This window comes from Barnesiella sp. An22 (genome assembly GCF_002159975.1).
GTDB classification, from domain to species: domain Bacteria; phylum Bacteroidota; class Bacteroidia; order Bacteroidales; family Barnesiellaceae; genus Barnesiella; species Barnesiella merdigallinarum.
In genome coordinates, this window is the sequence record NZ_NFJR01000001.1 from 436554 (window position 1) to 451383 (window position 14830).

Sequence of the window (14830 nt, forward strand, 5' to 3'; positions counted from 1 at the left end):
TCATATCGTATCGGGGATGGAGACGATAACCGTATCGGACGATACGGTAAAGACCGGTCTCTTCTGTTCCAGAATATAGTCGACACTGTCTTGCGACAGCACGATATTGCGCACAAAATCGGGAGCCTTCAGCACCTTAATGCCCAACTTGCCGGGAGCGGAACGACCAGACAGGTCGGCGTAATCGACCCCCAGCAGGAAGCTCTCTTCGCTGACCGAGGCAAACCGGCTAAAGGGCATCATGCACGAGAGCTGTACCGACGAGGGGAAGGTGATGAGTGACCATCCGGCGGGTACACTCTGGGTCACGACAGGTATATCGAGCAGTTTCGAGGTCATCTCTTCGACGGGAATCGTCACCTCGACCTGCTCGGGGACAATACGCAGGTTGGGTATGCGGGCCATGCGCACGGTCGTGCGCAAAGTATCGCTCAGCCGCTTGGCCTCGAACTCGGTGGTGTAGACCTCTTTGAGGTGCTTCAACAACGAGTTCTCGCCATAGACCATGACCGAGTCGATATTGGCAGTCATGGGCCCGCTCAACACACATTGCGGGGTAGTCGAGGCGTGCCCTTTCACCACCAGCTTCACCCGTTTGCCGGCACTGTGGGTATACTGCACCTTCAGCGTGTCGGGGATAAGCGACAGAATCGTAGTGGTGGGACGCAGCGATTTGCGCATGACGGTCTCGAGTTGCGAGGGCGACAACAGGAACGAGCTGCCCCCCTTGTCGTACTCCTGGAAATTGATGCGTAACGGACTCAATCCTTCGATGGCATAGCCCAGCATCACGGGGCCCTTGTCGCGTATGCGCACCTCGATATGCGAGGGCAAGTCATTGATAAGGGTGGTCTTCTCGGGCAAGTTTTGCAACTCGACCGGAATCTGGAACGAGTTCTCGACCTCCTCATTCAACCCCTGCATGAACCAGAATACCAGCGACAGCAACACGAAACCCAGAAAAGTGAACAACTCGCGCGTGCGCTCCTGACGAAAGGTTGCGCCTATCTTACGGGCAATCGCTCTGAATCGTGTGGCTATGCGGGCCGAAATCTTCTTTTTCATACTATCACGCAATGGCTATATACAACAAAGATAAAGTTTTTTATCGGGACCGTAGGTCTCTGCCGATAAAAAACTTTATCTTTTTATTTCTCCGTTAGAGGAGCCTATTGCACGAGGCTCTATTATTTGGCCTGTTGAGCACCGCTGTCTTTGGCATCGGCTACCGACGGATATACCGAATCCTTGGCAATGCGCACACGGGTATTCTCGGCAATCTCGATGATGAAGGAGTCGGATTTAACCTCTTTTATTTTTCCGAACAAGCCCCCGGCCGTTACGATTTTATCGCCGGCAGAGAGACCCTCGCGGAATTTGCGAATCTCTTTCTGACGTTTCGTCTGCGGACGAATCATGAAGAAATAGAAGATGGCAATCAAGGCGACCATCATCAGGATGCTCGACATTCCGCTGCTGGCTGCACTTTGTAAAAGAATAGATAGTGTTGTCATAATTTAGCTTTTAATAGTTTTTACATGTGGTCCCCTCGAAAATGAGAGTCCACAAATATATAACAATTTTTTTACTCTTTTGTCAGAACGCCCTCTTTTTTGAGATTATCGGCGATAGCATTGAGCACCCCGTTGACAAACTGGCCGCTCTTGGCCGTGCTGTACGACTTGGCCAGTTCGATATACTCGTTGAGGGTAACCCGCGTAGGTATCGAGGGGAATTTGTAGAACTCGCTCATGGCCACCATCATGATGACTATATCCATGAAGGCAACCCGCTCGATTTCCCAATTGCGGATGAAGTTCTCGATGTAGTTGCGATACTCGTCGCCATGCAGCAGGGTGTTGCGGAAGAGCTCCTTGGCAAACTCGGCATCGTCGTCGTCCTTGAACATGGGCAGCAGGGCCTGCGACTCGCCGTTTGCCTCGCTGAACTGCTTGATGGTCTTCAGCACGAAGGTGGTGATGATTTCCAGGTCGTCGTTCCAGTAGAGCGATTTCTGTTCGAGCAGCTCGAGCAGCTCCTCGTCGGTGCAGAACATGGTCTTGACCACCTTTTTCCAGAACTCGCAATCGTTCTCATACGAATCCTCGGGAGCCTCCATATACTCTTTGTAGAGGTCGCTCTTGACAATCCGCTCCGAGAAGTCTCTCAAAAATTCGGGGTCGTTGGTCCAGGTGATGGGTTTCTTCTCGTGATAATCCTTGTAATCGTTGCAATTCCGCAACTGCTCGATAAAGCGGTTGTGGACAAAGCGCATGTTGGGATTCTTCTCCTCGGGAGTTGCCAGGAACTTCATGCGGGCGGCTTCGACCCGGGCAGCCTGCGTATCGGTCAACTCAACCATCAAGGTCAGCAACAGATGATACAGCTCGTAGGATTTTTCGAAACTGAAGAAGAGTTCCTTCTCGGCATCCATCACCGTCTTGTCTTTCGTCAAGAAATAGGAGTAGGCAATCTGTATGACTTTGGAACGGATTAGTATTCTATTGATCATATTTTAATGAACTAGTTGTGCGTTTTATTTTTTTCGGTCACTCTCTACCTGTCGCCCACCCCACGCCTGCGACAAGGGGAGTGTGCGAGAAAAATCTGCAAGCCGCACTATTCCATTTCGATAGTGCGGCTTGCAAGTATGCCTGGCAGGCTATTATTCGATAGCCGATTTTTCCTTTTCGGGGTTTTTGTAATAGATTTTACCCTCTATGTATTCTTGCGTAGCAATAAGAACGGGCTTGGGCAGCTTCTCGTAGTAACGCGAGATCTCAATCTGCTCACGGTTCTCGAATACCTCCTCGAGATTATCGTTGCACGAAGCGAACTCCTGGAGTTTCTTTTCCAGGTCGGCCTTCATTTCAACGGCAATCTGATTGGCTCTTTTGGCAATAATACATACAGTCTCGTAAATGTTTCCCGTGTCGGAAGACAAAGCCACCATATCGCGTGTTACGGTGTTTGTCGGTGCATTTGTTTTCTTGTAATCCATTATTTTAAAGATTAATCTTTTACGTATTTGTTAGCCACCTTAAAAATATTCTCGGCCTCTTTGGTATATTCGCCCGAGGGGTAGTCGTTGATGAACGAGTAATACTCGTCGATGACATCGCGGAAACGCTCGGGTTTCTTCTCTTCGATACTCTGCACGGCCTCCTGATATTTCGACTTCAGGATAAGCATCGAGAGGGTCTCCTTATAGCGGGTATAGGGATACTCTTTCAGGGCATTCTGTGCCGTGATGATGGCCGACTGGTAGTTGTTGCCCATGTAGTTGCCCAAGTTGTAATAGAGCTGGGCATTAAGCAACTCTTTGTAAACCAGCTTGTCTTGCAGTTCAAAGATAATATCCTGTGCCTGCTTGGCCCGCTCGCTGTTGGGGAAATAGTCGAGGAAGCGCTGCATCTCGTCGATAGCCTTGTAGGTACCGGTCTGGTCGAGTTTGGCCTCGGGAGAGTCGAGGTAGTAGCCATAGCCGCAGTAAAAGCGGGCCAACTCGGTATACTCGCCCTTGGGATAATTTTTGTAATAGGCCTGGAAATACTCGCCCGAGGTGACATAGTCCTTATTCAGATAATAACTGCGAGCCAGCAGATAGAGCGACTCTTCTGCCCTGTCGGTGCCCTTGAAGATAGCCACCAGTTCCTCGAGCAAGGTAGCGGCCTGCATGTACTTCTTGCGCTCGAATGCCTTCTTGGCATAGTCATATTTCAGCTCATAATCAGTACTTTTCAGTATCTTGTTATACTCACCGCACGAGACAAGGAGCAAGGCACAAACGATAGAACAGATCAGTTTTCGCATTATTCGTTTCTTTATCAGGTTGCAAAGTTAGAGATTTCGGCCGAATATGGAAAAGAAATAATAGAAATTTAACGGTGACGGCGACAATTAGGGGCTATTTATCGGCTATCGCCCGGTTTGTATCGACCAGCATACTCCCGACCGCACCCGACGCGGACCCTTCTCCTGCCGAAACAGGCAACACCTCTCGATTCGCCGGCAACAAAAGAGAGCCCCTCTTCTTATAAAACGAAGGGGGTGCAATTTTGTTTTTACCCTTGCTTTGTTCTATCTTTGCAATAAATTGCGGAGGTAGGTGAAGTTTCGGCACAGCCGATGCGGAATCGGGCTTGCATGCCCGGGAGAGCCTGTCCCCGACTAAATTGCGACGAATATGATCAAACGACTTACCCGGCCTCGTGAGGGGCGCATGATTGGCGGCGTGTGTGCAGGTATCGGCCAATACCTGGGGCTGGACCCTACGGTGGTTCGCATCATCTATGTGCTGCTGTCGCTGGGAGCCATAGGCACCCCGGTGGTGATATACATCATTCTCTGTTTGATTATTCCCGAATCTTAACGAAACGAATGTCATGGATTTCAAACTTGTTTCTCCTTATAGGCCTACCGGTGACCAGCCGGAAGCCATCGACGAACTGAGCCGGGGCGTGCTCGACGGCACTCCCTACCAGACGTTGCTGGGTGTGACGGGCTCGGGAAAGACGTTCACCATGGCCAACGTAATCGAGCGGGTGCAGAAACCTACCCTTATCCTGAGCCATAACAAAACGCTGGCGGCCCAGCTCTACAACGAGTTCAAGGGGTTCTTCCCCGAGAATGCCGTCGAGTATTTTGTCTCCTACTACGACTACTACCAGCCCGAGGCCTATATCCCCTCGACCGACACCTATATCGAGAAAGACCTTGCCATCAACGAAGAGATAGACCGCTTGCGACTCTCCACCACCTCGGCCCTGCTGTCGGGGCGCAAGGATGTGATTGTGGTCTCGTCGGTGTCGTGCCTCTACGGTATCGGCAACCCCGAGGACTTCCACAGCAACGTGGTCGAGGTGAAGGTGGGCGACAACATCGGGCGCAACCGGCTGTTGCGGCATCTGGTCGACTCGCTCTACTCGCGCAACGAGGTGGAGCTCAACCGGGGCAACTTCAGGGTGAAGGGCGACACGGTCGACATCTACCTGGCCTACGACGACACCATCGTGCGCATCGAGTTCTGGGGCGAGGAGATTGAGTCGATACGCACCGTCGACCCCGCTACGGGCAGCAGCACAGGCACCTTCGATGCCTACAAGATATTCCCGGCCAACCTGTTCGTGACGACCAAAGAGCGCATCGACAAAGCCATCGGCGAGATAGAGATAGACCTGGGCAAACAGGTGGAGTTTTTCAAATCGATCGGGAAGGAGCTCGAGGCCAAGCGGCTTTACGAGCGGGTGACCTACGACGTGGAGATGATTCGCGAGATAGGCCACTGCTCGGGCATCGAGAACTACTCGCGCTACTTCGATGGCCGCGAAGCGGGTACCCGCCCCTTCTGCCTGCTCGACTATTTCCCCAACGATTTCCTTACCATCATCGACGAGAGCCACGTGACCGTACCGCAGATCAGGGCCATGTACGGGGGCGACCGTTCGCGCAAGATGAACCTAGTGGAGTACGGGTTCCGCCTGCCAGCTGCCGTGGATAACCGGCCGCTGAAGTTCGACGAGTTCGAGAGTCTGGCCCGGCAGATTATCTACGTAAGCGCCACCCCGGCCGACTACGAGCTCGAGAAGAGCGAGGGCGTGGTGGTAGAGCAGGTCATCCGGCCCACCGGTCTGCTCGACCCGGTCATCGAGGTGCGGCCCAGCCTCAACCAGATAGACGACCTGCTCGAGGAGATACAGCAGCGCATCGAGCGCGACGAGCGGGTGCTGGTCACCACCCTGACCAAACGCATGGCCGAGGAGCTGAACAGCTACCTGACCAAACTCGACATCAACTGCAACTACATACACTCCGACGTCGACACCCTCGACCGCATCCGCATTCTCGACGACCTGCGGGCCGGCGTCTACGATGTGCTCATCGGCGTGAACCTGCTGCGCGAGGGGCTCGACCTGCCCGAGGTATCGCTCGTGGCCATACTCGATGCCGATAAGGAGGGATTCCTGCGCTCGCACCGGTCGCTCACCCAGACGGTGGGCCGGGCCGCGCGAAACCTTAACGGACGGGTCATCATGTATGCCGACCGCATTACCGAGAGCATGCAGAAGACCATCGACGAGACCAACCGCCGCCGCGAGAAGCAGTTGGCCTACAACGAGGCTCACCACATCACCCCCAAAGCTATCCAGAAGGCCAAGAACTCTTCGCTGCTGGGAGCCAACACCGAGGCCAAACCGCAACAGCCGCAACCGGCCAAGCCGGCAAAAGCTGCCAAGCCGAGCCAACCGGCCCGGGCTTACAGCGACGAGTATCTGGAGCATGTAGATGTGGCGGCCGACCCGATTGTGAAATACATGAATCGCGACCAACTGCAAAAGGCCATCGAGCGCACTCGCCGACAGATGGTCGAGGCGGCCAAGAAGATGGAGTTCATCGAGGCGGCTCAGTATCGCGACGAACTGATAAAACTGGAAGATTTGTTACAACAGGCAGCGGCCGACAAGCCTACTGCCTGACCAACCTATACCGCTACGAAAGTGATGAAAGAATACCGATTGCAAGACTGGTTGCCCACGACCCGCAAAGAGCTGGAGATGCGGGGCTGGGATTATGTCGACGTGATTCTCTTCTCGGGCGATGCCTATGTCGACCACCCCTCGTTCGGGGCTGCCGTCATCGGGCGCATACTCGAGGCCGAGGGGCTGCGGGTGGCCATCGTACCCCAACCCAACTGGCAGGACGACCTGCGCGATTTCAAGAAGCTGGGCACGCCCCGGCTCTTCTTCGGCATCTCGGCCGGAGCCATGGACTCGATGGTGAACCACTACACGGCCAACAAGCGTCTGCGCAGCGACGATGCCTACACCCCCAACGGGCGGCACGGCATGCGCCCCGACTACCCCACCGTGGTCTACAGCCGCATACTCAAGGAGCTATTCCCCGACACGCCGGTCATCATCGGCGGCATCGAGGCTTCGATGCGACGCCTCACCCACTACGACTACTGGCAAGACAAACTGCTGCCGGGTATTCTGGCCGAGTGTCCCGCCGACCTGCTCATCTACGGCATGGGCGAGCGGCCCATCGTCGAGATTGCCCGCCGGCTGCAACAGGGCGAGACCATCGACCGCCTCACCGACATACCGCAGACGGCCACCATACAACCGGGTGCCAATACCCCCTCGACAGTCGAGGATGAGCACAACATCGTGCTGGCTTCGCACGAGGAGTGTCTGCAACACAAGCGCAAGCAGGCCGAGAACTTCCGCCACATCGAGGAGGAGTCGAACAAATACCACGCCAAGCGGCTGTGGCAGCGCGTGGGCGAGCGGGTAATCGTGGTCAATCCGCCCTACCCGCCCATGACCGAGGCCGAAATCGACGCCTCGTTCGACCTGCCCTACACCCGCATGCCTCACCCCCGCTACAAGGGGAAGACGATACCGGCCTACGAGATGATCAAGTTTTCGGTCAATCTGCACCGGGGCTGTTTCGGCGGGTGTGCCTTCTGCACCATCTCGGCCCATCAGGGCAAATTCATCGCCTCGCGTTCCAAGGAGTCGATTCTCAAGGAGGTGAAGCAGATTATCGCGATGCCCGACTTCAAGGGCTACCTGAGCGACCTGGGCGGCCCCTCGGCCAACATGTACCACATGCACGGCCAGAACCTGGAGCTGTGCCACAAGTGCAAACGCCCCTCGTGCCTGGCCCCCCAGATATGCCCCAACCTCAACGCCGACCACAGCGACCTGCTCGACATCTACCACGCCGTCGATGCCCTGCCGGGTATCAAGAAGTCGTTCATCGGCAGCGGCGTGCGCTACGACCTGCTGTTGCACCGCCACAAAGACGACGCGCTGAACCGCAGCACCCGCCGCTACACCGAGGAGCTGATTGCCCGCCACGTCTCGGGACGGCTGAAGGTGGCCCCCGAGCACACCTCGGACCGCGTGCTGGCCATCATGCGCAAGCCCTCGTTCTCGCTCTTCGAGCAGTTCAAGCGCACCTTCGACCGCATAGACCGCGAGCAGGGGCTCAACCAGCAGATTATCCCCTACTTCATCTCGAGCCACCCCGGATGCACCGAGGAGGAGATGGCCGAACTGGCAGCCCTGACCAAGCACATGAACTTCAAGCTGGAACAGGTACAGGACTTCACCCCTACCCCCATGACCCTCTCGACCGAGATTTACTACACCGGCATACACCCCTACACGGGCGAGAAGGTCTACACCGCCCGCAAGCCCGAGGAGAAACTGAACCAGCGGAAATACTTCTTCTGGTATCTGCCCGAGAAGCGCAACGACATACAGAACTCGCTCAGGCGCATGCACCGCAACGACCTGCTCGAGAAACTCTACGGCAACACGCCGTGGCGCAAACCGGCCCACCTCGTGGGCGAGAACAAGCCGCCCCGGCGACAGAAAGGGAAACCGAACAAAAACAATCTATAAACCTTTATTTATGAACAAACTAAATTGTATGATGATGGCAGGAGCATTATTAGTAACAGCCTGTCAGCCAGCTGGAAAGACCGGCGACATTATCGGCAAGCAGCCCGTGAAAGTCGAAAACGGCATCCTGACTACCGAGGTGCTCATGGCCTTTGGCCGGGTGAGCGACCCTGTGGTTTCGCCCGACAAGAGCAAAATCCTCTTCGGGGTTACCTACGAAGATGTGAAGCAGAACAAGAGCAACCGCGAGCTCTTCGTGATGGACATCGACGGACAGAACAAGAAACAGATTACCTGCACCCCCGAGTCGGAGGGCAACGCCGTGTGGATTAACGGCGGCAAACAGATTGCCTACCTCTCGGGCAAAAGCGGCGACTCGCAACTGTGGATCATGGAGGCCGACGGCAGCAACGCCCGGCAGATAAGCCACCACGAGAAGGGCATCAACGGCTTCCTCTTCTCGCCCGACGAGAAACAGATCCTCTTCATCGGCAACGTGAAGTACAGCCAGAAGGCCTCGGACATCTACCCCGACCTCGACAAGGCTACCGGCCGCGTGATCGACGACCTCATGTACAAACACTGGGACGAGTGGGTCGAGGAGATTCCGCACCCCTACATCGCCTCGTTCGACGGTAAGGAGCTTTCGGGCATCGTCGACATCATGGAGGGCGAGCCCTACGAGTCGCCCATGAAACCCTTCGGCGGCATCGAGTCGTTTGCCTGGACTCCCGACAGCAAGGCCGTGGCCTACACCAGCCGCAAGAAGACCGGTCTGGAATACTCCATCTCGACCAACTCCGACATCTACCTCTACGACCTGGCTACCAAGCAGACCCGCAACCTCACCGAGGGCATGATGGGCTACGACACCACGCCGACCTTCTCGCCCGACGGCAAATACCTGGCTTGGGGCAGCATGGAGCGTGACGGCTACGAGTCGGACAAGAACCGCCTCTTCATCATGAACATGGCTACCGGCGAGAAACAAGACCTCACAGCCGACTTCGACTACAGCACCGACGAACTGGCCTGGGCTCCCGACGGACAGTCGCTCTTTATCCGCTCGGCCTACCAGGGCGAGATTCACATCTTCCGCGTGGGCCTCGACAAGAAAATCGAGCAGATTACGACCGGCTACTACGACTACGCCTCGCTGGCTCCCGTGAGCGAGAGCTGCCTCATCGCCATGCGTCACTCGCTGTCGCAACCCGACGAGATTTACAGCGTCAACCCCCAGAGCAAAGAGGTGAAAGAGCTCTCGTTCGAAAACAAGGAGATACTCGACCAGCTCACCATGGGCAAGGTCGAGGAGCGTTGGATCACGACCACCGACAACAAGAAGATGCTCACCTGGATTGTCTATCCGCCCCACTTCGACCCCTCGAAGAAATACCCCGCCATTCTCTACTGCCAGGGTGGTCCGCAGCAACCCGTCAGCCAGTTCTGGTCGTATCGCTGGAACCTGCAACTGATGGCGGCCAACGGCTACATCGTCATCGCCCCCAACCGCCGCGGTCTCTACGGCTTCGGACAGGAGTGGCTCGAACAGATTAGCGGCGATTACGGCGGTCAGAACATGAAGGACTACTTCAGCGCTACCGACGAGATGAAGAAAGAGCCCTATGTCGACGGCGACCACATGGGTGCCGTGGGTGCCAGCTACGGCGGCTTCTCGGTATACTGGCTGGCCGGCCAGCACCAGAAACGGTTCAAGGCCTTCATCGCCCACGCCGGTATCTACAACCTCGAGCAACAGTATGTCGAGACCGAAGAGATGTGGTTTGCCAACTGGGATATGGGCGGCGCACCCTGGGACAAGACAAACGCTACGGCTCAACGCACGTTTGCCACTTCGCCCCACAAATTCGTAGACCAATGGGATACGCCTATCCTCATCACTCACGGCGAATATGACTTCCGCATCCTCGCCTCGCAAGGCATGTCGGCCTTCAATGCCGCCAAACTGCGCGGCGTACCGGCCGAGATGCTCATCTTCCCCGACGAGAACCACTGGATTCTGAAACCGCAGAACGGCGTGCTGTGGCAACGGATCTTCTTCCGCTGGCTCGACCGCTGGCTGAAACCTCAAGCACAAACCGAGAATCCGGAACCGGCAAAATGATCGAGTTTGACAATCTCACCTTTATTTATGACAACAAGCCCTTGATGCAACACTTCACGTGTTGCATCGCCCGGGGCGAGAAAGCGGTGCTTTACGGCCCTTCGGGGCACGGTAAAAGCACCCTTCTTGCTTCGGTACCCGGCTTTGTCTTGCCCGACGAGGGGAGCATCCGCATCGACGGCCGCACACTCGACGCCACCACCGTGCAACAGGTACGGCGGCGCACCGCCTGGCTGCCTCAGGAGTTTACCCTCCCCTACGACACGATACAGGAACTGATCGAGGCCCCCTTCAGGCTGCGGATAAACCAGGCTCTGAAGCCTTCGCGCGAAACGGTTCTGGAACACTTCGACCGGCTGGGGCTGGAACACGAACTGTACGACAAACGGTCGATCGAGATTTCGGGCGGCCAGCGGCAACGCATCATGCTCATGATTGCCGCCCTGCTGCAAAAGGATATTGTGCTGCTCGACGAGCCTACCTCGGCCCTCGACCCCGACTCCATCGCCCGGGTCATCAACTACATCCACTCGCTGCACGAGGCCACCGTACTGATGGTTTCGCACGACGCCCGATTCATCGACTCGTTCGACCGTAAAATCTATATCGGAGATTGATTCATGGAAACGATAAACATTGGCTACGGCCACATGGTGCTGGGATTTCTGCTGCTGATTATCCCCACCTACTTTCTCTACCGCTACCGCACCGGCCTGGTGAAAGATACCCTTTGGGCCGCCCTGCGCATGACGGTGCAACTCTTCTTCATCGGGTTTTACCTCGAGTACCTGTTCCTGTGGGACAACCTGTGGATAAACCTGCTGTGGGTGGTATTGATGATTGTCATCGCCTCGTCGACGGTACTGAAGCGCACCAAGCTGCCGCAAAAGATGCTCTTCATGGCCGTGGCGGTGGCCTTCCTCGTGTCGCTGCTCATCATCGACCTCTACTTTCTGGGGCTGGTGGTTCGGCCCGAAAAGATTTTCACGGCCCGCTACTTCATACCCATCAGCGGCATGATACTGGGCAACATGCTATCGGCCAACGTCATAGCTCTCAACTCGTTCTACGGCTCGCTCAACCGCGAGCGGCAACTCTACCTCTACCTGCTGGGCAACGGTGCCACGCCCGGTGAGGCACTCGCCCCCTTCATGCGCGAGGCCCTCATCAAGTCGTTCAACCCCACCATCGCCTCGATGGCGGTCATGGGACTCATCGCCCTGCCCGGCACCATGACGGGTCAGATACTGGGCGGCAGCAGCCCCAGCGTGGCCATCAAATATCAGATTATGCTGATGATTACCATCTTCGCCTCGTCACTCATATCGGTACTGCTCACGCTGTGGATTTCGCGGCGCAAGACCTTCGACCGTTACGGCATGAAGCGATTCTAAAGCGCCGTATCCTCGCGGTTCCGTTTCAGCCTGGCCTTGAAGGCGTCGGGCTTGTCGTTGAGGATGAGCTCCTCGGGGAACTCGGTGGCGGCCAGAAGCGGATAGAGCCAGTGATAATCGGCTATCGAGAAGGAGATGTGGGCGTCGCTCCCCAGAATGACCGGCTGCCCGTAGCGCTTGCACAGGCGCAGAATCTCGAGGTTGTTGGCCATCGCCTTCTCTTTGTGGCGATAGGGATTGAGCGAACTGTTGTTAATCTCGAGCAACACGCCGTTCTCCTTGGCAGCCAGCACCAGCGGCTCGAAATACAACTCGGCCGTGCCGTCGCCCGGATGGCTGATGATGTCGATGTGCGGGTTACAGATAGCCCCCAGCACGGCAGCCGTATTCTGGTCGATGTCGCCCGGCCGGAAACAGAGCGAATGCAACCCGGCTATGCGCAGGTCGAGAAACCGGAAATACTTCTCTTCCAAATCGAGCCGCCCTGCATAATCGACAATATTGATTTCGGCACCCAACAGCAACTCCACACCATACATCCGGCGAGGCACTACCGGCAGGTTGCGGAAATAGATGTCGGAGCAGGTGCCGGGGATTCCCCCCGTATGTTCGGTAATACCCAATATCTGCAAACCCTTGTCGACCGCGGCCTGTACCATCTCCTGCAAGGTGCTGAAGGCATGCCCGCTGGCTATCGTGTGCGTATGTACATCGAGAAGAATATTCATAACAAATCCTCTTTAATCGTTCTGCAAAGATACGAGAAAGCCATCAACCCTCAGCCCCACTTGCCCGAAAATTTGTGACTCAGCCTCTCTTGCCGGTCAAAGGCAAGGAGGCCGCCGAAATCCTTTCATCCCGACACAGAATAGAAAAGCCCTGGCCGTTACTGGTAGATGGCAATCATCTCGTTGCAGGTGTTGATGATGTTTTGCTGTGTCTGTATGTTGTGTTTGATATATGCCGAATTGGGGTCTTCGATAAGTTTCACCTGCAGGCGGGCCAGCTCCTCGATAGCCCGGTTGCGGCGAATCTCCCACTCGACCCGGCGGACAGGGTCGCTCTGGCTGCTGCCGGTCGAGGCCGGTGCCGAGACAGAGGGCACCACCACTACACCCGAACCGCCCGCAGCACTGCTGCCGGCCGAGGCGTCGCTCCCGGCCGAAGCCGAAGCCGCATCCGGAGTCTCGAGTCCGTTGCTGTCGAGCCGGTTGCCCTCTTCGTCGAAGATGAAGAGTTCGCCGCCGCTCTCGAAACAGAATACCCCGAAGCCCGAGCGAGAGGCACTCGAGAAGCGGTTCGAGGGGAGCAGGAAGATTTCGCGCCCCGTCTTGTCGATATACCCTACCCGACCGTTGCGGGCTACCCGGGCAAAGCCCTGGTCGAACCAGTTCACCCGGCTGTATATGCAGGGGATTACCTCCTCGCCCTTCTCGTTTACGAAACCATATTTACCCTGCTGGGCCACAGCTACCATCCCCTCCCGACAAATATCTATTTTGTTGTATCGGGCCGGAGTCAGCACGTTCTGCCGGGCATCGACAAAACCATAAAGGCCGTCTTCGCCATAATAGAACAGATTGGAGGTACAAACGCCCATCGACTTGTATCGCGTGGCCGAGACAAACCTGCCCGTCTTGTCGATGAGTCCATAGCTCCCATCGAGACATACGGGAGCCACATCGCCGTAAAAGAAGTCGGCCGATTCGAACTGGCAGGGTATCACCTCGCGCCCCGTCGCATCGACATAGCCATAGAGACCCTCTTCGTTCTGCACACAGCCCAGGCCGTTGTAGAACTCCATCGCATTACAGTAAATCAGAGGGGTCACCTCGTTGCCGTCGACATCGATATAGCCTTTTCTCCAGTTCTGCTCGACCACGGCCAATCCTTCGCTGAAATCATCGGCAGAATTGTAGCGGCAGGGCACCACCAGATTCCCCTCGGTATCGATATAGCCATAGTTGAAATCCTCGTCATGCACTCTCGCCCGGCCATTGTAAAAGCCCCCCTGCGGCTCGAGACCGTCGGGCATCGGGAACTCCTGCAGCGTACCGTCGCGATAGACAAAGAGCTTGTTGTCTCCCTCTTTCGGGGAAACCAACACACCACCGGGCTCCATATATACCGACTCGTAGATACAGGGTATCACCTCGTGCCCCTTCTCGTCGATACAGCCGAAGACTCCCGTCTCGCGCCCCGACTCGGTCTTGGTCTTCATCATCACCCGGGCCAGACCATCCTCAAAATTGTCGATGAACGAATACTTCAAATGCAGGTTGAGAATATAGGGGGTAATCTCTATCTTTTCCTGTTTCTTTTCACCTCCGCCACAGGCCGGCAGAAGCAGCAGGAGGGTCACCGAACCAAGCAGGAGGCGGGTCCAAACAGTCGCATGTTTCATAGTCCTCAATTTTTTATGTTCTACAAAAATAGACAAATTGCCCGAATGAGAGAAGGGTATCGCCCGACAAATTAACGGCCGGCCCGTTTTTCTGTGCGGCTCGATACCATCAGGGGCTGCATCGAACGAATCGACACAGCCCCTGATGTTTATAACGGGACAAGGCAGAGAGCCGTCAGACAGACTGCTCGATGGTCCAGACGAAGGCCCGCAAACCCAACTGGGGGGCCGCCTCGTCCATCTGCCGCAGCCGCTTCAGCAGCGGCTCTACCTTGGCATCGTCGACCATGGTGATGATGGCCGAACACATCGAGGGCCACGCGTGGCTGCCATAGTGAGGCTCGCCGGTCTTGGAGCCGCGGCCCCGCATCTGCTCGAAGTAGGAATATCCCCGGCACGACAGCTTGTCGAGGGTCTCGAGAATCTGGGCATAGTGTGCCTGGTCGAAAGTGATAAATACCGATTTCATATCCGATGGTGTTGGTTTTAGAGT

Annotated in this window: 14 protein-coding genes; 6 read left to right on the forward strand and 8 right to left on the reverse strand. The window is 56.0% G+C overall.

Going from position 1 to position 14830, the window contains the following annotated elements:
- From B5F38_RS01870 to bamD, 5 genes are all read right to left on the reverse strand, one after another.
- The gene (locus B5F38_RS01870) at positions 1-1065 is read right to left on the reverse strand and encodes a hypothetical protein (protein WP_087407615.1); all 1065 of its coding nucleotides are present in this window, start codon (positions 1063-1065) and stop codon (positions 1-3) included.
- A gap of 122 nt (positions 1066-1187) precedes the next feature.
- Complete coding sequence (gene yajC / locus B5F38_RS01875) at positions 1188-1514, reverse strand: preprotein translocase subunit YajC (RefSeq protein WP_087407616.1); 327 nt, start codon at positions 1512-1514, stop codon at positions 1188-1190.
- A gap of 71 nt (positions 1515-1585) precedes the next feature.
- Positions 1586-2512: a transcription antitermination factor NusB gene (nusB, locus tag B5F38_RS01880; RefSeq protein WP_087407617.1), complete on the reverse strand. Its 927-nt coding sequence runs from the start codon at positions 2510-2512 to the stop codon at positions 1586-1588.
- Between the two features lie 153 nt (positions 2513-2665).
- Positions 2666-3001: a DNA-directed RNA polymerase subunit omega gene (locus B5F38_RS01885; RefSeq protein ID WP_025279566.1), complete on the reverse strand. Its 336-nt coding sequence runs from the start codon at positions 2999-3001 to the stop codon at positions 2666-2668.
- Positions 3002-3012: 11 nt separating this feature from the next.
- On the reverse strand, positions 3013-3816 hold the full coding sequence (bamD, locus tag B5F38_RS01890; RefSeq protein WP_206422467.1) for an outer membrane protein assembly factor BamD: 804 nt from the start codon (positions 3814-3816) through the stop codon (positions 3013-3015).
- A 370-nt stretch (positions 3817-4186) separates the two neighbouring features.
- Here bamD and B5F38_RS01895 point away from each other — a divergent pair, with 370 nt between their 5' ends.
- Genes B5F38_RS01895 through B5F38_RS01920 form a run of 6 tightly spaced genes read left to right on the forward strand, consistent with a single transcriptional unit; the run spans position 4187 to position 11933 of the window.
- Positions 4187-4372, forward strand: a complete 186-nt coding sequence (locus B5F38_RS01895) for a PspC domain-containing protein (RefSeq protein WP_087407619.1) — start codon at positions 4187-4189, stop codon at positions 4370-4372.
- Between the two features lie 13 nt (positions 4373-4385).
- Positions 4386-6476 carry an excinuclease ABC subunit UvrB gene (gene uvrB, locus B5F38_RS01900; RefSeq protein WP_087407620.1) on the forward strand — a complete coding sequence of 697 codons (2091 nt, stop codon included), beginning with the start codon at positions 4386-4388 and terminating at the stop codon, positions 6474-6476.
- Between the two features lie 24 nt (positions 6477-6500).
- The gene (locus B5F38_RS01905) at positions 6501-8414 is read left to right on the forward strand and encodes a YgiQ family radical SAM protein (protein WP_087407621.1); all 1914 of its coding nucleotides are present in this window, start codon (positions 6501-6503) and stop codon (positions 8412-8414) included.
- A gap of 10 nt (positions 8415-8424) precedes the next feature.
- Entirely contained in the window at positions 8425-10539 is a 2115-nt protein-coding gene (locus B5F38_RS01910) for a S9 family peptidase (RefSeq protein WP_087407622.1), read from the forward strand.
- Positions 10536-11156 carry an ATP-binding cassette domain-containing protein gene (locus B5F38_RS01915; protein WP_087407623.1) on the forward strand — a complete coding sequence of 207 codons (621 nt, stop codon included), beginning with the start codon at positions 10536-10538 and terminating at the stop codon, positions 11154-11156. The genes B5F38_RS01910 and B5F38_RS01915 overlap by 4 nt, the downstream gene beginning before the upstream one ends.
- Positions 11157-11159: 3 nt before the next feature.
- Positions 11160-11933, forward strand: a complete 774-nt coding sequence (locus tag B5F38_RS01920) for an ABC transporter permease (protein ID WP_087407624.1) — start codon at positions 11160-11162, stop codon at positions 11931-11933.
- Here B5F38_RS01920 and B5F38_RS01925 read toward each other — a convergent pair.
- The 3 genes from B5F38_RS01925 to B5F38_RS01935 all read right to left on the reverse strand — a co-directional run bounded on the left by B5F38_RS01925 (position 11930) and on the right by B5F38_RS01935 (position 14806).
- Positions 11930-12661, reverse strand: coding sequence for a phosphatase (locus B5F38_RS01925; protein WP_087407625.1), 732 nt, complete (start codon positions 12659-12661; stop codon positions 11930-11932). The two genes, B5F38_RS01920 and B5F38_RS01925, sit on opposite strands and share 4 nt — an antisense overlap.
- Positions 12662-12819: 158 nt before the next feature.
- On the reverse strand, positions 12820-14337 hold the full coding sequence (locus tag B5F38_RS01930; protein ID WP_087407626.1) for a WG repeat-containing protein: 1518 nt from the start codon (positions 14335-14337) through the stop codon (positions 12820-12822).
- Between the two features lie 175 nt (positions 14338-14512).
- Positions 14513-14806, reverse strand: coding sequence for a PG0541 family transporter-associated protein (locus B5F38_RS01935; protein WP_087407627.1), 294 nt, complete (start codon positions 14804-14806; stop codon positions 14513-14515).
- Positions 14807-14830 lie beyond the last annotated feature (24 nt).